18 protein-coding genes are annotated in these 20,814 nt (G+C 58.6%); 12 read left to right on the top strand and 6 right to left on the bottom strand.

Features of this window, described 5'->3' with window-relative positions; all coding sequences use genetic code 11:
• The first annotated feature begins 17 nt into the window (after positions 1–17).
• From VRY85_RS00800 to VRY85_RS00790, 3 genes are all read left to right on the top strand, one after another.
• On the top strand, positions 18–647 hold the full coding sequence (locus tag VRY85_RS00800; protein WP_414596691.1) for a LysE family transporter: 630 nt from the start codon (positions 18–20) through the stop codon (positions 645–647).
• 54 nt (positions 648–701) lie between these two features.
• The gene (locus VRY85_RS00795; protein WP_414596690.1) at positions 702–2,303 is read left to right on the top strand and encodes a peptide chain release factor 3; all 1,602 of its coding nucleotides are present in this window, start codon (positions 702–704) and stop codon (positions 2,301–2,303) included.
• 71 nt (positions 2,304–2,374) lie between these two features.
• Complete coding sequence (locus tag VRY85_RS00790; RefSeq protein ID WP_414596689.1) at positions 2,375–3,040, top strand: hypothetical protein; 666 nt, start codon at positions 2,375–2,377, stop codon at positions 3,038–3,040.
• A gap of 208 nt (positions 3,041–3,248) precedes the next feature.
• Here the strand turns inward: VRY85_RS00790 and bfr are convergent, their stop codons facing one another.
• From bfr to rpoN, 3 genes are all read right to left on the bottom strand, one after another.
• Entirely contained in the window at positions 3,249–3,725 is a 477-nt protein-coding gene (gene bfr, locus VRY85_RS00785; RefSeq protein ID WP_414596688.1) for a bacterioferritin, read from the bottom strand.
• A gap of 171 nt (positions 3,726–3,896) precedes the next feature.
• A complete protein-coding gene (locus tag VRY85_RS00780; protein ID WP_414596687.1) occupies positions 3,897–4,163 on the bottom strand; it encodes a (2Fe-2S)-binding protein in 267 nt (88 codons plus the stop codon).
• Positions 4,164–4,234: 71 nt separating this feature from the next.
• On the bottom strand, positions 4,235–5,644 hold the full coding sequence (gene rpoN, locus VRY85_RS00775) for an RNA polymerase factor sigma-54 (RefSeq protein ID WP_414596686.1): 1,410 nt from the start codon (positions 5,642–5,644) through the stop codon (positions 4,235–4,237).
• Between the two features lie 17 nt (positions 5,645–5,661).
• Between rpoN and VRY85_RS00770 the strand changes: the two genes are divergently transcribed.
• The 3 genes from VRY85_RS00770 to VRY85_RS00760 all read left to right on the top strand — a co-directional run bounded on the left by VRY85_RS00770 (position 5,662) and on the right by VRY85_RS00760 (position 9,243).
• A complete protein-coding gene (locus VRY85_RS00770; RefSeq protein WP_414596685.1) occupies positions 5,662–6,267 on the top strand; it encodes a hypothetical protein in 606 nt (201 codons plus the stop codon).
• 314 nt (positions 6,268–6,581) lie between these two features.
• A complete protein-coding gene (gene leuA / locus VRY85_RS00765; protein WP_414596684.1) occupies positions 6,582–8,285 on the top strand; it encodes a 2-isopropylmalate synthase in 1,704 nt (567 codons plus the stop codon).
• Positions 8,286–8,442: 157 nt separating this feature from the next.
• Positions 8,443–9,243, top strand: coding sequence for an IclR family transcriptional regulator (locus VRY85_RS00760; protein ID WP_414596683.1), 801 nt, complete (start codon positions 8,443–8,445; stop codon positions 9,241–9,243).
• Between the two features lie 183 nt (positions 9,244–9,426).
• On the opposite strand, the gene VRY85_RS00755 is transcribed toward VRY85_RS00760, so the two are convergent.
• Positions 9,427–10,857 carry an FAD-binding oxidoreductase gene (locus VRY85_RS00755; RefSeq protein ID WP_414596682.1) on the bottom strand — a complete coding sequence of 477 codons (1,431 nt, stop codon included), beginning with the start codon at positions 10,855–10,857 and terminating at the stop codon, positions 9,427–9,429.
• Positions 10,858–11,098: 241 nt separating this feature from the next.
• Between VRY85_RS00755 and VRY85_RS00750 the strand changes: the two genes are divergently transcribed.
• The 5 genes from VRY85_RS00750 to dmpG all read left to right on the top strand — a co-directional run bounded on the left by VRY85_RS00750 (position 11,099) and on the right by dmpG (position 16,019).
• Positions 11,099–12,103 carry a TRAP transporter substrate-binding protein gene (locus tag VRY85_RS00750; protein ID WP_414596681.1) on the top strand — a complete coding sequence of 335 codons (1,005 nt, stop codon included), beginning with the start codon at positions 11,099–11,101 and terminating at the stop codon, positions 12,101–12,103.
• 171 nt (positions 12,104–12,274) lie between these two features.
• Positions 12,275–12,754: a TRAP transporter small permease gene (locus VRY85_RS00745; protein ID WP_414596680.1), complete on the top strand. Its 480-nt coding sequence runs from the start codon at positions 12,275–12,277 to the stop codon at positions 12,752–12,754.
• A complete protein-coding gene (locus VRY85_RS00740) occupies positions 12,754–14,037 on the top strand; it encodes a TRAP transporter large permease (protein WP_414596679.1) in 1,284 nt (427 codons plus the stop codon). Before VRY85_RS00745 ends, VRY85_RS00740 begins: the two co-directional genes overlap by 1 nt.
• 49 nt (positions 14,038–14,086) lie before the next feature.
• On the top strand, positions 14,087–14,983 hold the full coding sequence (locus tag VRY85_RS00735; RefSeq protein ID WP_414596678.1) for an acetaldehyde dehydrogenase (acetylating): 897 nt from the start codon (positions 14,087–14,089) through the stop codon (positions 14,981–14,983).
• Positions 14,984–14,999: 16 nt separating this feature from the next.
• Positions 15,000–16,019 carry a 4-hydroxy-2-oxovalerate aldolase gene (gene dmpG / locus VRY85_RS00730; protein WP_414596677.1) on the top strand — a complete coding sequence of 340 codons (1,020 nt, stop codon included), beginning with the start codon at positions 15,000–15,002 and terminating at the stop codon, positions 16,017–16,019.
• Positions 16,020–16,070: 51 nt separating this feature from the next.
• Here dmpG and VRY85_RS00725 read toward each other — a convergent pair whose 3' ends face one another.
• Positions 16,071–16,391 carry a hypothetical protein gene (locus tag VRY85_RS00725; RefSeq protein ID WP_414596676.1) on the bottom strand — a complete coding sequence of 107 codons (321 nt, stop codon included), beginning with the start codon at positions 16,389–16,391 and terminating at the stop codon, positions 16,071–16,073.
• A gap of 161 nt (positions 16,392–16,552) precedes the next feature.
• Complete coding sequence (locus VRY85_RS00720; protein WP_414596675.1) at positions 16,553–16,903, bottom strand: DUF1840 domain-containing protein; 351 nt, start codon at positions 16,901–16,903, stop codon at positions 16,553–16,555.
• A 113-nt stretch (positions 16,904–17,016) separates the two neighbouring features.
• Here VRY85_RS00720 and VRY85_RS00715 point away from each other — a divergent pair, with 113 nt between their 5' ends.
• Positions 17,017–20,778 (top strand): phospholipase effector Tle1 domain-containing protein, encoded by a 3,762-nt coding sequence (locus VRY85_RS00715; protein ID WP_414596674.1) that lies wholly within the window; start codon positions 17,017–17,019, stop codon positions 20,776–20,778.
• Positions 20,779–20,814: the final 36 nt, after the last annotated feature.

The following is a 20,814-nucleotide window of genomic DNA, read 5'->3' as shown; positions in this document are numbered from 1 at the left end:
CTCCCACGCAAACTCGCATGTCACTTTCCACCTGGCTCGCTTTTTTCGCCGCCTCCTGGGCCATTTCCTTTTCCCCTGGCCCAGGGGCCGTGTCCGCCATGGCTTCCGGGCTGAAATATGGGTTCCGGCGGGGCTACTGGACGACGGTCGGGTTGATTCTGGGAATCCTTGCGCAGTTCTGCATTGTGGCCGTCGGTCTGGGCGCTGTGCTGGCCGCTTCCGAACTGGCCTTCAATCTGCTCAAATGGCTGGGGGCGGGTTACCTGGTCTACCTGGGCTGGCTGCAGTTTCGTACCGATGCAGCGCCAGTGGCGGTCGAAGCCGCGCCCCGCGAGGACTTCAGCATCCGCCAGCTGGTGATGCGTGGCTGCATGGTCAACCTGATCAACCCCAAGGGCACAGTATTTTTGCTGGCGGTAGTACCACAGTTTCTAAACCCCGCAGCGCCGCTGGCCGTGCAGTATGTCATCCTCGCTGCCACACTGGCGTTTACCGACCTTGTGGCCATGGGTTGCTACACCACGCTGGCGTCCCGCATTCTGCGCCTGCTGCGCACGCCCCGCCACATCCGCTGGGTGAACCGCGCCTTTGGCGCCATGTTCATTCTGGCCGGCACGGTGCTGGCCACATTCAGCAGGCGTGTCTGAACCCGCTCCGCATGAAAAAACAAACCGGCCACGTTGCCGCGATCAAAACCTGATATGAGCATTCCAAACGAAGTCAAACGACGACGCACTTTCGCCATCATCTCCCACCCCGACGCGGGCAAGACCACCCTGACGGAAAAGCTTCTGCTTTTCGCAGGGGCTATTCAGATTGCTGGTAGCGTCAAGGCTAGAAAGGCCAGCCGCCATGCGGCATCCGACTGGATGGAGATTGAAAAGCAGCGGGGTATTTCGGTTGCTTCCTCAGTCATGCAGATGGAATACCGCGACTGTGTCATCAACCTTCTTGATACCCCGGGCCACCAGGACTTCTCCGAAGATACCTACCGCGTGCTCACGGCAGTTGACGCCGCGCTCATGGTGATTGACGCGGCGAATGGCGTCGAGCCGCAGACCGAGCGGCTGCTGGCCGTCTGCCGGGCCCGCAATACCCCCATCATCACTTTCATCAACAAGCTTGACCGCGAAGTCCAGGAACCGCTGGATCTGATCTCCGAGATCGAGTCCCACCTGGGGATGGATGCCGTGCCCTTTTCCTGGCCCGTTGGTATGGCGCGCCACTTTGGCGGTGTATTCAATATCCGCGAGAATCGCCTGCGCGTATTCCGTCCCGGCCAAGAACGGCGCCAGGACGATGACGAGTTCATTGACGGCCTAGACAACCCTGAAGCCGCCCGGCGTTTTGGCGATGCCTACGCTAAAGCCCGTGAGGAAATTGAACTTATTACCGAAGCCTCTGCACCTTTTGACAAGGAAGCTTTTTTGGCCGGCAAGCAGACCCCTGTCTTCTTCGGTTCCGCCATTAACAACTTCGGTGTTCAGGAAGTGCTGGACGCCTTGGTAGAGCTTGCGCCCCCACCCGGCTCGCGCCACGCTTTGCAACGTATCGTCGAACCCGACGAGCCCAAGTTTTCGGGTGTGGTGTTCAAAGTGCAAGCCAATATGGACCCTGCACACCGCGACCGCGTCGCCTTCGTGCGTGTGAGTTCAGGCCGCTTCGAGCGCGGTATGCGGCTTAAAGTCGCCCGCACCGGTAAAGACATCCGCCCCAACAACGTAGTGTCCTTCCTCTCGCAGCGTCGCGAGATTCTTGAAGAAGCCTATGCGGGCGACATTATTGGTATTCCCAACCACGGGGTGTTGCAGTTGGGCGACGTTCTCACAGAAGGCGAAACCCTGCAATTCACCGGCCTGCCCTTCTTCGCGCCGGAACTGTTCCAGGCAGTCGAGGTCAAAGACCCATTGCGCACCAAACAGCTGCGCACCGGCCTGACCCAGCTAGGTGAAGAAGGCGCCATCCAGGTGTTTCGCCCTGTCATGGGAGGCCCACTGCTGTTGGGCGCAGTCGGGCAATTGCAGTTTGAGGTTGTAGCTCAACGCCTGAAAACCGAATACGGCGTAGAAGCGCGCATGATGCCTTCGCGTTACAACATGGCACGATGGATTACAGCCGAAGACCCCAAAGCGCTGCGAAAATTCATGGATGCCAACGCTGCACATATCGCCCACGACGTTGTCGAGGCTGCCGCATTCCTCGCCACTTCGCCGGCGCAATTGCGCGTGGCCCAGGAACTCTATCCTGACGTGGATTTCCACGCCATGCGGGAACACGGCGGCCATGTATTCGGCCAACAGTGAGCTCTGCTTATATACTGCGACTTCAGGAAGCTTTGCTTAGGGCTTCTTGAACGTACATACAGAGGATACGGATGTCCTGGCGTTTCATCTTTGCCATTCTTATCATCGCCCTGGGCGCGTCAGCCTGGGGCGGCGTACGCCTGGGCGAATGGCTGGTCGCCCACGGCCCTGTCAGACCAGAAATCAAGGCTACGCCACCCGAGCTGGCTGAAGTGCCGGTCTTGGATGCAGATGGAAAACCTTTTGTGGCGCAAGCCCCTCAGCCGCTTGTCGACGGCCGTCTTGGCATTCCTGAACCCCACGACCCCGTTCAGTGGGAATTGGAAACGCTCAGCATCGCCGAGCTTCAAGCCGAGACACCGATCAGCCTGGCGACGACCAATATCAGCATGGAAGAAGCCATCCAGATCGCCAATGCCAATCCGCACGGCTTGCAGGGCCTCGCGGACGTAGGGGATTTGTTGGGCGGCGGCAGCAGCATTGGCAGCCCTCCCTCGCCACAAGCACAACCTTTCATACAACCGGTGGACATCACAATCCCACCGCCCCCGCCACCCGCAGCCAGCCCCTCTCAGGCAAGCGGTAACTGGGAAGCCGCCTTACAACAAGAGCTTCAGGCATGTAGCAAGCTGGGGTTCTTCGACCGGCCCAGCTGCGCATGGGCGGCCCGCAATAAATATTGCGAGCCCAACAACGCCTGGGGCCGCAGCAAAAACTGCCCCGCCAAAAATTTCTGAACGGATAAGGGGTCGGCCCAATGGGCTGCCCCCTTAGCTACCACCGGGCATTCGGGGCCACGCCCCTTTCGAGCACGCATAAAAAAGGCGCGTCGTGTTACGCGCCGTTATAACGATAAAAGTCACCTGACAAATTACGAAATAGGGCTGACATCAGTCAGCCCTCCAGTTTTACTCGCCCATCAGGCGGGAAACACACATTCCAGAGTTAATCGTCATCACCCATCTGTGATTGCAGGTAATTCTGCAAACCGACTTTTTCTGTGAGATCGATCTGGGTTTCCAACCAGTCCAGCTGCTCTTCCGTATGCTCAAGGAGATCTAGCAGAAGGTCGCGCGAGACGTAATCGCGCACCGATTCGCAATAGGCAATGCCATCCTTGAGCGTCTCTTCTGATCTTTTTTCAAGTTTCAGATCACATTCGAGGATTTCCGGAACGTTTTCGCCAACCAGTAATTTGTCGAGATTCTGCAAATTAGGCAGGCCTTCCAGCATGAAGATACGCTCGATCAGGCGATCGGCGTCTTTCATGTCGCGAATAGATTGCTTGTATTCCTGCTCGCCCAGCTTATCCAGCCCCCAATGGCGCAACATGCGCGCATGCAGGAAATACTGATTGATAGCGGTGAGCTCGTTCTTGAGTTGCTTGTTGAGATGCTGGAGGACGGTACGATCACCTTGCATGACTGGCTCCCCTGACCGGGAAACGCTTCCAGCGTTTTCCCAAAGTTGAAATTTCTAACTTCAACCATTATAGCCAGGCGCCTTGCGGCTAAGCGCAAACGCACTGCAAGTAAAAACGAGTCGCACTACGACACGGCCTTCAATCAGAAAACCGTGTAATGGGGGAGAGGTTTAAGCTCGGCTGACGGCAACGACTTCTAAGGGCTGCAGGCTGTCGTCGTTCGCTGCATCGTTCTCGAATGTGCCGGCAGACTGCGCTTCAGTGACGCAACCAGCATAACGACCGCCTGGCAGGTATTCGGCTGCTGTTTCGCGACAGCACCCGCAACAGCCACCAACACCTAGCTGCGCTTCGAGATCGGAAAGCGAAGAAGCCCCGGCTGCCACTGCGGCCTGAACCTGACGTTCCGTGACGGCATTACATACGCAAATAAACATGAGAACAATTATCAACTATATTCATAGCCTTTGGCAATGTTCCCCATAGGTTTTTTTGTAACAGCACGCCGTCAGGGAGCATTCAGCGCCGCGCGGGCCTTACGCATGATGGCCGGCTCGATACCCTCTGCTTCACGGTACTTGGCCACGGTGCGTCGGGCAATAACCACCCCCTGCGCGGCCAGTTTCTCGGCGATCTTGCTATCGGATAGCGGCTTGTGCGGAGGCTCCTCGCTCACCAGTTTGGCAATCAGGCTGCGCACAGCGGTGGCGGATGTCGCCTCGCCATCGTCGGTCTGCAATGCAGTGCTGAAGAACTGCTTAAGTTCTATCGTCCCCCAGGGGGTTTGCGCATACTTTTGCTTGGTCGCCCGCGAAATCGTGGATTCGTGCAAGCCCAACTGCTGTGCGATATCGCGCAACACCATGGGCCGCATGGCCTTCACCCCTTGCTCCAAATAAGCAGTCTGTTGATCCACAATGGCTTGCGCAACCCGCAAAATCGTCACAAAACGCTGGTGCACGCTTTTCACCAGCCCCTGTGCCTGTTGCAGCTGCACCTGTAGTTCGGGTGACACCTGAGTCTCGGCCAGCACTTGCGCATAAACGGCATTCATGCGCACACGGGGCACCACTGCTGGGTTCAGGGCCGCTTCCCAGCGCTGGCCAACCTTGCGGATCACCACGTCAGGCGTCACGTAAGCCGCTGTGTCTCCCGACCAATTACGAGCCGGGCGCGGCTCCAGCCGCAGCAACAACGCATGTGCCGCCCGTAACTGCTCCATGGGGATCTCGAGTATTTCCCGCAGCTTGTTCAGGTTGCCGGTTGCCAGCACAGCCAAATGATGCTGCGCTATGACTTCTGCATGCTCCAGTGCCTGGGCTTGCTCCAGGGTCGGCTGCTCACCGTTGCGCCGCCGCAACTGCAACAGCAGGCACTCAGACAGAGATTGCGCGCCGATTCCCAAGGGGTCGAAAGACTGCAACAAGCGCAACGCTGCCGTCAGTTCATTGCGCTCAACCTCAAGTTCAGACGGCAAGAAGGCCAGAATCTCATCAAGCGAGCTCGATAAATAGCCATTGTCATCAAGCTCATCAATCAATATGCCCACCAAGGCCCTGTCGCGCTCGCTGGCCCGCGTCAGGCGCAACTGTTCGCACAGATGGTCGCGCAATGTCACCGGCAACTCGGCTTCCGGGCGCTCGGCCTCTTCATGATTACCCGCCTGCCTGCGACTCGGGGCGTTGTTCAGCAACCACCTATCTTCCTGAACTGCGGCCGCCTCTTGCGCTACCGTCGCCCCCGCATCAATGTCATACTCCTCTTCACGCTCAAGCAGCGGGTTTTCCTGCAATGCCTGAGCCACTTCCGCCTCCAGTTCCTGTGCAGAAAGCTGTAGGAAACGGATCGACTGCTGCAACTGCGGCGTAAGCGCAAGTTGCTGCTGTTGGCGAAGCTCCAATGATTGACGCGTATGCATTTTGTGGAAAACAACTCATGAAGACAGATAGGCCCCGACCCACCCGAGCCGATACAGCTTTACTGCGCAACACCGTGCTGAAATTGACAGCCGCCACCCGGGTATTCACCGCCGTTGCGGTCGTACTGACCGTGCTCGTATGGTGGCACCTGCTGCGCAGACTGGTCGCCTTCGGCAAAGGGCTGGACTACAGCGGCCTCGAAGCCTTGGGCGCACAGGTCAAGTCTCTAGTTCAGCAATACAACCCTTTCTTCTGGTGGGCGGTTGTCGCGCTGTGCACACTCATTATTGCTTATTTCCTGTATGGCTTCGTTGATGCCATGAACCGGCGTGCCAGCGCCCGCCGTGTCAGTGCTGACCTCATCGCCCAGTTGGCCAACCGTTTGTCGCCCTCTGCCGTGCAAGTCATTGAATGGAGTTGGCAGAACCGCCGTGAACCGATCAGCGTGGGAGTTTTACAACATGCCTTGCGCGAACTCAGTAACGGCCGGGCCGCCAGAATCGAACTCGCTGAACAACACGCTGCACTTCTGGCTACCGCCTCTGCTTCCGGCATCCCCGCTCCAGTCCCGGTCAATGACCCTACACTCGTCGCTGAAACGCAGCGAGAAGCCACACCCTGAATCGTGCGAAAATATCTTGCCATACAGCAAGATTTATGGTTGACTAACGGTTATGGATTTCTCACACGCAGCCCCCTCTTTTAACAACACTGGCCGCCCGGCCGGTGTTGTGCTGCGTGTCGCAGGCGCCCACGGCGCTGTCTGCCCCTCCCCCCTTCTTCTTTCGCTTCTCCTACTACCGATCGGTTGCCGGGCCTAGCGTCCTGTGGCAGTTCGGCAGCCCCATTCCGGCCACCTTTAACGTGCAGTCGTCCACGCATGCTTGCCGGACTGCCGCAACAGCATTGAAATACCCCGCTTGAAACAGGTGCACCATGATCTCCAACCCCATTGAAAAATACCGCCCCTTTGTCGCCTTTGATCGCGATTTCTCTGAACGGACCTGGCCCAGCAAACGCATTACCCAGGCCCCCATCTGGATGAGTACCGACCTGCGCGACGGTAACCAGTCTTTGATTGAACCCATGAGCGTCGAGCGCAAACTGCGCCTCTTTGAACAGCTCATCAAAATCGGTTTCAAGGAAATCGAAGTCGGTTTCCCCTCTGCCTCACAGACCGACTTCGACTTCGTACGTAAACTGGTGGACGAAAATCGCATTCCCGATGACGTCACCATCATTGCACTGACTCAGTCGCGTGAAGACCTGATCCGCCAAACGGTAGAATCCTGCGCGGGCGCCAAACGCGCCATGATTCACCTGTACAACGCCTGCGCACCGGCTTTCCGCAAGATCGTCTTCAATATGAGCAAGGAAGAGGTCAAGCAGATCGCCATTGAAGGCACTCGTCTGATCAAGCAACTGACTGCGGAGCACCCTGAAACACACTGGCTGTACGAGTATTCACCCGAAGTGTTCAGCACGACGGAACCCGAATTCGCCTTGGAAGTGTGTCACGCCGTCATGGATGTCTGGCAGCCCACGCCGGAAAACAAAATCGTCTTCAACCTGCCTGCCACTATTGAAGCCACCACCCCCAATATGTATGCCGACCAAGTCGAGTGGATGCATATCAATATGCGGAACCGCGACAGTGTCATCATCAGTGTTCACCCGCATAACGACCGGGGCACCGCTGTAGCGGCAGCCGAACTGGCGGTGATGGCCGGCGCCGACCGCATCGAAGGCTGTCTGTTCGGTAATGGCGAACGCACCGGCAACGTCTGCCTGGTGACGCTGGCCATGAACTTGTACACCCAGGGCATCCACCCCGGCCTGGATTTCTCCGACATCGACGAAGTGCGCCGCTGCGCGGAATACTGCACTCAACTGCCGGTTCACCCGCGCCACCCCTATGCGGGCGACCTGGTCTTTACGGCGTTCTCCGGTTCGCACCAGGACGCCATCAAGAAAGGGTTTGCGCAGCAAAAGCCCGACGCCCTGTGGGAAGTTCCTTATCTGCCGATCGACCCCGCTGATGTGGGGCGCAGCTACGACGCCGTCATTCGCGTCAACAGCCAATCAGGCAAGGGCGGCGTATCGTACCTGCTCGAACAAGAACACGGCCTGGTATTGCCGCGTCGCCTGCAAATTGAGTTCAGCCGGGCCATCCAGCGCGTTACGGACGAAACCGGACGCGAAGTCACTGCCGCTGATGTCTACAACATTTTCAGCCGCGAATATCTGGAGCAACGCAAGCCCTGGACACTGGTGCGCCACCGCATCACCGGCGAAGCGGAATCGGGTAGCGGACGTCAGTTCGAGATTGAAGTCGAACTGGAGCATAACGGGGAAACCCGCAAGCTGATTGGCCAGGGTGATGGCGCCATTGCCGCCTTTGTGGACGCCTTGCAAAGCAAGGTGAAAGTGATGGATTATCACGAGCACGCCATCGGCACCGGCACCGACACGCGGGCCGCCTGCTACATCGAAGTTCGTATCGACGATGCGCCTACCGGCTTTGGCGTCGGAGTGCATGGCGATATCGTAACAGCCTCCTTCCTGGCGATTCTGAGTGCACTCAACCGCCACGAAACGCACGCCGTGGCCCCCGCCACACAAGAGGCAGTAACGGCCTAACTCTCACTCCTTTTTCCGCCCGTCAGTCGTCTTGGCGACGGGCGGGCCTATTGCGCCTGCTCACGGACTTACCTATCATTATCAGCCGTAAAGGCGCCATTACAGGCGCAGCCGCATCCGCAACGGGTGCTGCCAAAAGCCTACATGAGCAGTAACGGTGCAAGACAAACAGCCATCCGGGAACCCTCCCTCTCCCCCTGTCGCAGCAGCCAAACCCCCTTCCAGCCAAACCCTGATGCGAGGTTTGGACATCATTGAGGCCGTCTCAGAAGGCGTCGTGGATATTGCCGACCTGGCCAACAAGACCGGCATGACATACAGCACCGCACACCGGATTCTTTCCGCCTTACAAGCGCGCCACTATGTCAGGCGTGATGCCGTGCACGGCTACCGCTTAGGGCGAAAATTGCTCGAACTAGGTTATCGGGCGTATTCCCAGGTGGATCTCACCCGGCTGGCCCACCCCATATTGGAGCGCCTGGCACGGGAAACTTCCGATACCGTGCACCTGGGTTATGCCGAGCAGGATCAGGTCATTTACCTGGACAAAATAGCCAGCCGTCGCGCAGTGGAAATCAGCTCACGTATTGGCGGCAGCAAGCCCTTGATTTCAACCGGCATTGGCAAAGCCTTGCTGATGGACGCCGGGGAAGAAGAATGGCGAAAGATCTACGAACGTAATGCCCACCTGCTGCGCGAAGCCGTAACGCTGGAGCAATGGCTGCAAACCATGCGGGCCTACACGAAAAACGGCTATTCGTACGATTTGGGCGAAGATGAACAATCGATACGCTGCGTTGCTGCGCCTGTGCGCGACAGCAGTGGCCGCATTGTCGCAGCGATCAGCGTGTCCAGTACGGTCGAGTACATGAGCCCGGAACGCATGACCAAGCTGGTTTCATCGGTACAAAAAGCCGCCCGCCAGATTAGCGCCGAACTCGGCGCCACTGCTGTCTGATCACTGCGGTTAGGGTGCGCTGCGGGATCTTTGTGCCGGGTGGGCACCCACCTGAACGGAATGTCCTTATACGCCTCGCGGCCCGCAAGCTGTTCAGGTGTTCCACACTTTGCAAGCCGCTCAGATGCGCCAGGCTTGGAACAGTGCTCAGGCACTGTTCCAAGCCTGGGATTAGCCACCCGTTTAATCGAGAATTTTCCCCGGGTTGAGAATGCCGTGCGGGTCCAGCGCGCGCTTCATACTCCTGACGACATCCAGTTCCGCCTGACTGCGGCTGTGCGCTAGATAGGGTTTCTTGTGAATTCCAATGCCGTGTTCGGCAGAAACAGAACCACCCAGCTCGCGGGTAACTTCGTAGAAGGCGTCTTCGATGGCGCGTTCGGTCTGGCGATTGTCATCGGGCAGCGGCCCCACCACGATGTGTACATTACCATCGCCCACGTGGCCGAAATACATGGCATGAATCTCGGGAAACTTGCCAGCCATGACGGCACGCAACCGCTCCACACATTCACCGATCAGGGAAATGGGGAAAGACACATCGAAGTTAATGGTGGGCGCGTAAGCATTTAGCATTTCTGCGATTGAGTCTCGCAAGGCCCAGAAATCTTCGGCATCGGCATGAGATTGCGCCACAGCGGCATCAAGCGCCCAGCCCTCTTCCAAAGCGTGCTCCAGCACTGAAGCAAAACGTTCGGCGTTTTCTTCGGGCTCCGCTGCCTGCATGTCCATCAGAACATACACGGGGTAATCTGCTGGCAAGGGCGCACGAATCCCCCCCACCGTCGTAGCGGATTGATAATAATCCGCCCACATGACTTCATACGCACTCACCAGGCCTGAAAGCCTCTGCTGGGCATAACGAAGCAGCTTCACCACCGCATCGAAATCCGTCAGAGCAATCAGTGCCGTATTGGCGCCGGCAACGCCGGGATGCAGGCGCAATACCGCGCGGGTAATGATGCCCATGGTTCCTTCTGTGCCGATGAACAGGCCTTTGAGGTCGGGGCCGGCATTGTTCTTGACCATCTTGTTCAGCATGGGCAGCACCGTGCCATCCGCCAGCACGACTTCAAGCCCCAGCACGAGATCGCGTGCCATGCCATAGCGGATCACCCGGTTGCCGCCTGCATTGGTGGAAATATTGCCGCCAACCTGACACGAGCCCCGAGCGCCGAGATCGAGCGCCAGAAAGAAGCCTGCCTGTTGCGCAGCTTCCTGGGCGACCTGCAAAGGCGTACCTGCCAGTACTGTAAGCGTGGCGGAAGCGGTGTCAATCTCTTCGACACCACTCATGCGTTCCAGCGAAATCACCACTGCGCCCTCGGAAGGCACGGCGCCGCCGGCCAGGCCTGTCAGCCCCCCTTGCGGGACGACGGGCCAGTGATGCGCGTGGCATACCGCCAAAGCCTTGGAGACTTCTTCAGTCGAACGCGGGCGCAGCACCGCCAACGGCATTTGCCCGTGCTCACCGCTCCAATCTTTTAGATATTTGTCGCTGATAGCGGCGCCGGTCAACAGCTCGCCTTCCCCTACTGCATTCTGTAGAGCTGCCAGCACCTCATTAGCGTTGCCGCCGGCGGTACCCGTCTGGGATTGCTGGAGACTGGTCATGAAAAATGCTCCTTTAATACATTTATCTGGTTGGTTGAATTGCCTTCACTCTCAAATACTGAGAACGAAACCCAATAATTGAAAAAAATTTAACACGAAACTACAATTGCCTACTAGGCAGCCGCGTCATCCCGCAACGGTTTCTCTTCACTGGAACGGCATGGCCCGGGCACCGAACCCAACAAAACACGAGTCGCGGCACACCCGCCACGACAAGAGACACCCATGTGGAGATGACGTTATGACTTTTACCCTCCCCAAGCGACTTTTTCGTTCTGCAGCCCTGGCTGTCAGCCTGTGCGCTATTTTCGCAGGTCCTGCAGCGGCCAAGGACAAACTGGTACTGAAGGCCGGCCACGCCGCCTCGACCAGCAACACCGGCCATAAAGCGTTCGAATTTCTCGCCAAGGAACTAGCCGACAAAACCGACGGCCGCATCACGGTTGAAATTTTCCCCAGTTCGCAACTGGGCAGCGAACGCGAACTGGTCGAAAGCATCCAGTTGGGCAACGTTGACATGACGTTCGTCTCTTCGGCGGTTCTGGGCAACTTCAACCCGCAATTCTTTGCGCTGGACATCCCCTTCATGTTCAAGGACCGTGAAGGCGTTTACCGTGTACTGGATGGCGAAATCGGCCAGAACCTGCTCACCAGCCTGGAAAAAGTCGGCATCAAGGGCCTGGGTTACTGGGAAAACGGTTTCCGTCAGCTTACCAACAACAAGAAAGTCATCAAATCGCCCGACGACCTCAAAGGCATGAAGATGCGCACCATGGAAAACGATGTGCACATCGCCGCCTGGCGTGAAGAAGGCGCCAACCCGGCGCCGCTGGCATTCGGCGAACTGTTCACCGCCTTGCAGCAAGGCACGTTCGATGCACAGGAAGGCCCCATCAACCTGTTCTACGACATGAAGTTCTACGAGGTCCAGAAGTACATCACCAAGACCAACCACGTGTATTCCCCGTGGCCGGTGTTGATCAACCCCGACGTCTACAACCGCATGAGCGACGAGGATCGCGCCATCCTGGAAGAGGCAGTCGCCAAAACCACAGAATACCAGCGCGAGCTTGCACAAAAAGCAGATGATGCCGCCGTGGCCGCCATGCCCGATGTCACCATCACTGAACTGACGCCTGCTGAACTGGAAGCCTTTGCCAGCCGCATGGGCCCCATCCACGAAATGGTGAAGAAGCGCGTAGGCGCAGAAATCGTGGACGCCATCCTGGCAGAAGTCAACAAGTAACACCGGGCAGGCTCTCAGCCTGCTCCGGACTCCCGAAAACCATGCCGTGCGCTGCAGCCTCTCCCTTTACGCGCGCTGGTTTTCGGGGCTTTTCTCGCCCTGCCGCCCGCACCGCCATCCCGGCGACATCAGCAACACCGTGAGCGGGCACTCCTCCTCGGACATCACATCATGTTCAAGTTTCTAGACAATCATTTCGAAGAAATACTCATGGTATTTCTGCTGTCTCTGATGTCGATACTGATCGGTGCTCAAGTGTTCATGCGCTACGTCTTGAACGACTCGCTGACATGGTCGGAAGAGCTGGCCCGCTATGCCTTCATCTGGGCGACATACATCGGTGTAGCCTGCGCCGTCAAACGCAATGCCCATATCTGTGTGGAAGCCGCGGTAACCAAGCTGCCTGCCCTCTACCAACGCTACGCCGCCATTCTGTCCCATCTGCTCTTCATCGTATTCGCCGTCCTCGTAATGAAGGAAGGCTATGCGCTGACGGTGAAAATCTTTTCTTTCGGGCAAAAATCATCCTCCCTGGGCATCCCCATGGGCTGGATCTACCTGGCACCGACTGTCGGCTTTGGCTTGGTGATTCTGCGCCTGCTACAGCGCATCGCCATTGAAATCAAAACGCTTCGCAGCGAGGTGCACTAATGGTTTCCCTCCTGTTATTCGGCTGCTTCCTGCTGTTTCTGATCGCCAGCGTACCCATTGCCATCTCGCTGGGCTTGGCCTCGGCCCTGGCGCTGCTTTACAGCGGTAAAGTTAGTAGCACGTATATCGCTCAGGGCCTGGTTACATCGATCGATTCCTTCCCCTTGATGGCGGTGCCTTTCTTCATTCTGGCGGGCGACCTCATGGGGGTGGGCGGTTTGTCGCGCCGTCTGCTGAACGTGGCAAACGTATTCTTTGGCCGCTACACTGGCGGCCTCGCCATGATCGGCGTGGTCACCTGCATGTTCTTTGCAGCGATTTCCGGTTCCGGCCCGGCTACCGTGGCGGCCATTGGCGGTCTGCTGCTGCCAGCCATGGCCCGCGCAGGTTACAACAAGGGTTATTCGGTCGGTGTACTGGCTTCTGCCGGCAGCCTGGGCATCATCATCCCGCCCAGCATCCCCATGATCATTTACGCGGTGTCGGCCAACGTGTCCATCACCCAGATGTTCCTGGCAGGCGTGATACCCGGCCTTCTCATTGGCCTGGCACTCATCATTACCGCCTATATCAAAGCCCGCAAAGCGGGCTATACAGGCGAGGACCAGCGCTACACCGCCAAAGAGAAGTGGGCCACGGTTTGGGACGCCAAGTGGGCGCTACTGGTGCCACTCATCATTCTGGGCGGTATTTACGGCGGCATATTCACGCCCACCGAGGCCGCGGCCATCGGCGTGGTTTACGGGTTTGTCGTCGGCGTGTTCGTCCACAAGGAAATCAAGCTCAAGGATCTGTACGACGTTATCGCCAACTCCGCCTTGACCTCCGCCACCGTGATTGTCATTGTTGGCACGGCCACGATTTTCGGACGCATGCTGGCCATCGAACGCATTCCTTTCATGATTGCGGACTACATCATCAACCTGACAGAGAACCCCATCATCATTCTGCTGCTGATCAACATCCTGCTGTTGTTCGTCGGCATGTTCATGGAAACCCTGGCAGCCATCATCATTCTGGTTCCCATCTTGTTGCCGGTGGTGGTCGCCGTAGGCGTCGACCCAGTGCACTTCGGTATCGTGATGATTGTCAACCTCGCCTTGGGGATGGTGACGCCGCCTGTAGGGGTCAACCTTTTCGTGGGTGCCAGAGTCGGAGAAACCTCGCTGGAAAAAGCTTCCCTGGGCGCCATCCCGTTCATTCTCGCGATGCTCGCCGTGCTGCTGCTGATCACCTACGTGCCATGGCTGTCACTGGCACCTCTCAGCCTGATGGGCGGTTAACGAGCACACCCATCATTTCATTATCGACATCGCAAATCAGGAGTAAAAAATGGCAAAGAAACTCAAAGCCGCCATCATCGGTCCTGGCAACATCGGCACCGACCTGCTGGCCAAGCTTATGCGCAGCCCTGTGATTGAGCCCGTATGGATGGTGGGTGTAGACCCCGAATCCGACGGCCTCAAAAGGGCAACTGAATTGGGCCTGAAGACGACCTCCGAGGGCGTAGACGGCCTGCTGCCCTTCGTTAAAGAAGACGATATTCAAATTGCCTTTGACGCCACCAGCGCCTATGTACACAAGGACAATTCCGACAAGCTCACCGCGCTGGGCGTGTTGATGATTGACCTGACGCCTGCTGCCATTGGCCCGTTCTGCGTGCCACCGGTCAACTTGCAGGAGCTGCTGGGCCAGGGCGAGAAAAACGTCAACATGGTGACCTGCGGCGGCCAAGCCACCATCCCCATGGTGCACGCTGTATCGCGCGTTCAGCCAGTGGACTACGCCGAAATCGTGGCAACCGTGTCGTCCAAATCGGCTGGGCCGGGCACTCGCAAGAATATTGACGAGTTCACCCGCACCACTGCAGCCGCCGTTGCACAGGTCGGCGGCGCCAAGGAAGGCAAGGCCATCATCATTCTGAACCCGGCTGAGCCGCCCCTCATCATGCGCGACACGGTGCACTGCCTGACCGAAGGCGAGCCCGACCAGCAAAAGATCACGGAATCCATTCACGCCATGATTGCCGAAGTGCAGAAGTACGTGCCGGGCTACCGCTTGGTGAACGGCCCCGTATTCGATGGCAACCGGGTTTCGGTTTACCTGGAAGTCGAAGGCCTGGGCGACTACCTGCCTAAGTATTCCGGCAACCTGGACATCATGACTGCTGCTGCGGCACGTACCGCTGAAATGTTTGCCGAGCGGATCCTCGCCGCCGAGGCCGCCTGAACTGGAGAAGATCATCATGAGCAAGAAAATCATTCTGCATGACATGACGCTGCGCGACGGCATGCACCCCAAGCGCCACCAGATCACGCTGGAGCAAATGAGCACCATCGCGCAAGGCCTGGACGACGCCGGCGTTCCCCTCATTGAAGTCACTCACGGCGACGGCCTGGGCGGCGCCTCGGTCAACTACGGTTTCCCCGCCCACAGCGACGAGGAATACCTGAGCACTGTCGTGCCCCTGATGAAGCAGGCCAAGGTGTCGGCGCTGTTGCTGCCGGGCATTGGAACAGTGGACCATTTGAAAATGGCCCATGAAATTGGTGTCAGCACCATCCGTGTGGCCACTCACTGCACGGAAGCCGACGTATCCGAACAGCACATTTCTCTGGGCCGCAAGCTGGGCATGGATACGGTGGGCTTTCTGATGATGAGCCACATGAACGACGCCAAGGGTCTGGCAGAACAAGCCAAACTCATGGAAAGCTACGGCGCAAACTGTATTTATGTCACGGATTCGGCCGGCCACCTGCTGCCGAATACGCTGAAAGAGCGCCTGCAAGCGGTACGTGACGCGCTTAAGCCCGAAACCGAATTGGGCTTCCATGGCCACCATAACTTGGGCATGGGCGTCGCCAACAGCGTGGCCGCCATTGAAGTCGGAGCCGACCGCATCGACGCCGCAGCCGCAGGCCTGGGCGCCGGCGCAGGCAATACGCCACTGGAAGTTCTAGTGGCCGTGCTGGACCTGATGAAAGTGGAAACCGGCGTGGACGTCTTCAAGATTCAGGACGTCGCCGAAGACCTGGTGATTCCCATTATGGACTTCCCCATCCGTGTAGACCGCGACGCCCTGACACTGGGCTATGCAGGCGTATATGGCTCGTTCCTGCTGTTCGCCAAGCGCGCAGAACAGAAGTTCGGCATTCCTGCGCGGGAAATCCTGGTGGAAATGGGCCGCCGCGGCATGGTCGGGGGCCAGGAAGACATGATTGAAGACACTGCTTTGTCGCTACTGCGCCAGAAGCAAAGCGCTTAATCGAGCTTAACGCATTCACCCCGCCGGCCAAGGCGGGGGATGCACGAGCCTTTAAAACCCTACGGCCAGGCCGGGCAGATCAATATTAATAACCGGCCGGGCCAGCGCTGTAGCCACTTGCTGTACGAATTCCTGAGCGCGATCCTCGTGCTGCACGAATGTGTCGTAACCCAGGCTATCCGCCACCCCCAGTACTTTATCGAGCAACAGAACCTTACCGCTATGACGCACCGGCTCGCAACCCAGCCGCGTCCAGGTCGCTTCCAGCCATTCGAGCGCCTTGGCCTGCGCCTCGGGCGAGGTATCAGAGATATCAACAGCGTATTCAAGCTGCTGCCGTGCATTGAAGGTGATGGTGATGTTGCTGCGCATATTGGGCGGTCTCCCCGACTCAGTTTGTAACTTCTGTTATTCCAGACAAGGATAAGCAAAGCCGCATGGGCTGAATGTCAGCCACATGACATTGCACAGCGGACAAGCGTATTCCACACGCCAGAACACCGCGCCCTCAGGCGCGGCCGGCACAGCGGGCTTTACCAGACCGGCGCAGGCTCCCAGATAATATCTTCCTGCTTTTCATTTGCCAGCCGCAACATAGCCAGCAGTGGGTAAGCGCGCCGCCGAAAGCTGACAGGCTCGTTGATCGGGTGGACTTTGTCGTCGTTATCGTCGTCCGAGTCGGGGTTTTCATCGGACTCCTTAGTAATGGCCATCGCATGCTCAATCCCACGAATCGCCTGCGCAAGATCGGCGCGTGTAATCACACCGCGCTCGGGCAGCTCATCGTTGTCGAAAGATTTGCCCGCAGCCTGAAGAATAGGCAACGCATGCTGTGAAAACATCAAGACTTCAGCGGCAGATTTTGAGTGAAAAACGATAAGCATGGCCGTAACTCCCACAATGGACACATCTCTACACTACTCCAACCCACATGCCGTGCCAAGGCGGAAAATGATCAACCCGCGCATCATTTCCATTTGTGACATAAACAATCGTTATGTACACCCTTTTTCCCGGTTCATGGCGCTGTACCCACCTCGGCAAAGGGGCGCTTGCCGCATTCCTAATTATGGCATTCCATGGCCCGGCGGCCTCCCAGCTTGCCGTGCCGCCCAACCAGCCTGCAGGCAGCACTGTCACATCGAGCGGCGGCTTCTGCTTACCTCCGGCCTTGGGCGCCCCCTGTGCCACGGGCGGCCTGGCCACTTTCGGAAACTCCGAACCCACACCGGGGTTCGGCCTGGGCAACCCCATCCATCTAGCCAGCGGCAACAAATACCAACTCGACATCGACCTGCCCCCCAACCCTTCGGCCCCGGGCCTGGAGCTTGTGCGCCACTACAATGGCTTATCCACCCGGGCGAGCGCTTTAGGCCGTAACTGGAGCTTGTCCTACGATACCCTGCTGGAGCAACGCAACACCGGCTGGCGCCTGCGGCAAGCCGATGGCAGCGTCAAGGATATTAGCGCGCCTCTACCCATTCCAGGCGGCTTCAAATGGGGCGCCCCCAACGGGCGGCAGCTTGAATTCGACACCCAAGGCCGCCTGACAGGCATCCGCACGGGCCGTGAAGTATTGGTTCACATTGAACGCCATGCCGGGCCACAACCGCTGGCGGGCTTGATCAAACACGTGAAAAGCGCGAACGGCCATCATCTGGCATTTCATTACCAAACTGTGCATGGGCAAGTTGCCCTGCAAGCAGTGGATACACCACTGGGCCGCTTCCATTATCAGTACGGGCTGCCGGCGCCGGATTCCGGCCACACCGCCACAAGGCTGGAAGCGGTCACACGACCCGATGGCCTGCAACGGCACTACCATTACGAAGCCGGTCTCCAGTCAGGCAACCCCTATGCATTAACCGGCATTTCGCTGCAATCACAAAATACAGCGGCACAGCGGCTGACCACCTGGGCATACGACGCTTATGGGCGGGTAATCAGCATCAAGCTGCATGGGCGCACCCTGCCTGCACTACATATTCAGTATCTGCGCAGCGCCACTGACAAGCGCCCCGGCCTCACCCGCGTACGCAGCGACAACGGCGCCCAGCACACCATTGAGTTCCTACGCTTCGGAAGTGAATACCGCTTGTTGAACCGGGCCATTGCGCACCCGGAATCGACCGATGCGCCTGTCACATACGATTCCTTCGGGCGGCTAAGCGGGCTGAACGACCTGCAATTGCGGCATGATCCAGAAGGTGGGCCTGCCCGCGTAGTGCCGCAAACACCGGGCTGGCCGGGCTTGGCCTTCGAGCTGCAGCGTCACCCCGAGCGATACAGCTGGTACAGCCAAGCTACCGGCCTGACTTCCCTGACAGCCGACAGCTCTGGCCGCCCAGCACGGCTGCATTACGCTAATGGCGATTTTTTGCAGGTACACCGCGATGCGCAAGGCCGCCCCATCGCACTGAACTATTCAACTGCCCAATCGTTGCGCCAGTCCACCACGCGGCTGCAATGGCACGGGCGCCAGTTACAACGCATCGAACACCCTTTTGAAACCGAAAACCGGCAATACGATGCCCACGGCCGTATCACACAACGCCGTATTCAACGACCCGCCATATTCGGTACGCCCGCCGTGCGTTTCCAGGAAGCGTTCCACTACGACGTTCATGGGCGCTTATTGCGACACAATTTGCCGGAAGGCGGTGCCTTGCACTACCAGTGGCATCGCCACGAAACCGCATCCGCTACGCTTGCTGCTTTGCACTGGGAAGACGCGCAAGGGCGTATCCACGCCGTTTTCTCGACCCGCGAAGGCCGACCCGGCTACTTCTATGGCAACGGCCTTGAACTTTTCACTGCAGCGCTCGACGGCCCGCACGCCGACACCTTGGTTCTGGCCGACGGCGAAAACATTCTATGGCTGCAACAGCGCCATTACGACACACAAGGCCGGGTACTGCACGACCGGCATGCGTTTCCCGGGGCAGGCCATCATGACCATTCATCCTTTGCCTATGATGCGCAATCCCGGATGATCGCCGCTTCGCGCAAACAGCCCGCATCGTCTTCTCACTGGTGGTATGCGTGGCAGGATGATGGCGCTTTAGCCGCACAGCGGAACAACCAGCGCACCACGGCTTCCAACCCCACACACGACGCCTCAGGCCTGCCTTTAACGACAGCGGGCCGTAAGCTGGAATACGGCCCCAGCCGCCGACTGGAAGCCGTTAGCATTCAGGATGCCGTCACAGGCGCCGAGACTCTCTTGGCTCAATATCGCCACAACGCCTTTGGCCATCGCATCATCAAACAACTGGCCGATGGCCGGGTGGTGCATTTTCTGTACGCCCACGACCGTTTGGTGGCGGAAGCCATTAGCGAATCCGGCCAGACTCCGCCTGCCGTCACCCGGCGCTACCTTTATGCCGGTCTGACGCCCGTGGGCATGATTACATACCCGCCCGACCGACCGCCCCAGTTGTATGCCGTGCATGCCGACCTTTCCGGCGCCCCACGCATGGTGACCGACGCCGCACAGACACCCCGCTGGCTGGCCGGCTACAGCCCGACAGGACAGGCTGAACGTGTGGCGGGCGACCTGTCGTTTCCTTTGCGCCTGCCCGGCCAGTATGCAGACGAAGAAACCGGCTGGCACGATAACCTGCTGCGCACTTATGCCGCAGATCTCGGCCAGTACCTGGAACCTGACCCGCTCGGCCCCTTGCCAGGCAGCGACACCTATGGCTATGCACGCCAGCAGCCCTGGCGCTATGCCGACCCCACCGGCCTCATTCTCTTCGCCTTCGACGGCACCCGCTACAGCGCCGACTCCATGAGCAACGCCTGGATACTTGCCCAAGCCTACCGAGACGGGCCGGCCCACTACCATTCCGGCCCCGGCAACAGCCTCTTCCTTGATTGGGACGCCGTGGTGGCCTGGCGGGCAGGCCGCATACTCGAAAACCAATGGCAGGCCTTGCTAACCTCGCTGGAACAGCAGCCGGCAGGCGCCGTTGTACCCATCGACATTATTGGATTCTCCCGAGGCGCCTCGCTGGCGCGGCATTTCGGCAATCGTATCGCTTCGCATATGAAGGACGGCCTGTTCAGCGTAGACGACCCGCTGCGCGGTCGGGTGTCCGCCTGCCTGGACCTGCGCTTCATGGGCTTATTCGACACGGTTGGTCAGTTTGGCATCGGCGGCTCGCATAATCACCTCTATGACTTCGGTATTGCAGAGCTATGGTCCTGGGTGTCTCATGCCGTTGCGCTGCACGAACACCGCTGGACGTTTCCCCTCACCAGCGCCGATGCAGGCGGCGCCGGTAATGTCGTGGAAGCGCCCTTCGTGGGGGCCCATGCCGACATTGGCGGCGGGCTGGCGCTGCTTGCCGCCGACCAAGACGATGCAACTGGCGCAGCGACCACAGCTGAGAATGCCGACTTAGCCAAAATCGCACTGGCATGGATGCATTGGCAGGCTCGAGCGGCCTCGGTGAACCTCGCCGACTTGAGTGCTGCCGATATCACACCCCAAGCACCCGTGTTGCGTGATATGCGCAACACTCTGGCACGCAGCCTGCAGCGCGGCGACCGCGCAGTACTCGCGCCTTCCGGCGCCACCCGGCTGGTTTATCAGGATAATGATCCCAGGCTGGGGCGCGCCGTGCGCGAGCAGGTCGAAACCTTTATTCAACGCCTGCCTGACTGGCGCTCGCAAGCAGGCGACAACGTGGGGCTTGTCGATATGCAAGGCTATGCGCGCTGGCTGGAAGAAACGCTGGGCTGGAGCCCCGTTTAAGTGTCACTGGGCACAGTTCCACTTGCCCGCAAGCCC

The organism is Achromobacter sp. F4_2707 (assembly GCF_047501535.1).
GTDB lineage: Bacteria > Pseudomonadota > Gammaproteobacteria > Burkholderiales > Burkholderiaceae_B > Yanghanlia.
This window is presented reverse-complemented; position numbering and strand designations above follow the sequence as displayed.

Bases quoted from the DNA above. Each gene is read 5' to 3' on its own strand.
- VRY85_RS00770 (WP_414596685.1), top strand. From the start codon at position 5,662: ATGAAGACAGATAGGCCCCGACCCACCCGAGCCGATACAGCTTTACTG.
- dmpG (WP_414596677.1), top strand. From the start codon at position 15,000: ATGAGCAAGAAAATCATTCTGCATGACATGACGCTGCGCGACGGCATG.
- VRY85_RS00750 (WP_414596681.1), top strand. From the start codon at position 11,099: ATGACTTTTACCCTCCCCAAGCGACTTTTTCGTTCTGCAGCCCTGGCT.
- rpoN (WP_414596686.1), bottom strand. From the start codon at position 5,644: ATGCATACGCGTCAATCATTGGAGCTTCGCCAACAGCAGCAACTTGCG.
- VRY85_RS00790 (WP_414596689.1), top strand. From the start codon at position 2,375: ATGTCCTGGCGTTTCATCTTTGCCATTCTTATCATCGCCCTGGGCGCG.
- VRY85_RS00800 (WP_414596691.1), top strand. From the start codon at position 18: ATGTCACTTTCCACCTGGCTCGCTTTTTTCGCCGCCTCCTGGGCCATT.
- VRY85_RS00795 (WP_414596690.1), top strand. From the start codon at position 702: ATGAGCATTCCAAACGAAGTCAAACGACGACGCACTTTCGCCATCATC.
- VRY85_RS00715 (WP_414596674.1), top strand. From the start codon at position 17,017: ATGTACACCCTTTTTCCCGGTTCATGGCGCTGTACCCACCTCGGCAAA.
- bfr (WP_414596688.1), bottom strand. From the start codon at position 3,725: ATGCAAGGTGATCGTACCGTCCTCCAGCATCTCAACAAGCAACTCAAG.
- leuA (WP_414596684.1), top strand. From the start codon at position 6,582: ATGATCTCCAACCCCATTGAAAAATACCGCCCCTTTGTCGCCTTTGAT.
- VRY85_RS00720 (WP_414596675.1), bottom strand. From the start codon at position 16,903: ATGCTTATCGTTTTTCACTCAAAATCTGCCGCTGAAGTCTTGATGTTT.
- VRY85_RS00745 (WP_414596680.1), top strand. From the start codon at position 12,275: ATGTTCAAGTTTCTAGACAATCATTTCGAAGAAATACTCATGGTATTT.
- VRY85_RS00780 (WP_414596687.1), bottom strand. From the start codon at position 4,163: ATGTTTATTTGCGTATGTAATGCCGTCACGGAACGTCAGGTTCAGGCC.
- VRY85_RS00740 (WP_414596679.1), top strand. From the start codon at position 12,754: ATGGTTTCCCTCCTGTTATTCGGCTGCTTCCTGCTGTTTCTGATCGCC.
- VRY85_RS00755 (WP_414596682.1), bottom strand. From the start codon at position 10,857: ATGACCAGTCTCCAGCAATCCCAGACGGGTACCGCCGGCGGCAACGCT.
- VRY85_RS00735 (WP_414596678.1), top strand. From the start codon at position 14,087: ATGGCAAAGAAACTCAAAGCCGCCATCATCGGTCCTGGCAACATCGGC.
- VRY85_RS00725 (WP_414596676.1), bottom strand. From the start codon at position 16,391: ATGCGCAGCAACATCACCATCACCTTCAATGCACGGCAGCAGCTTGAA.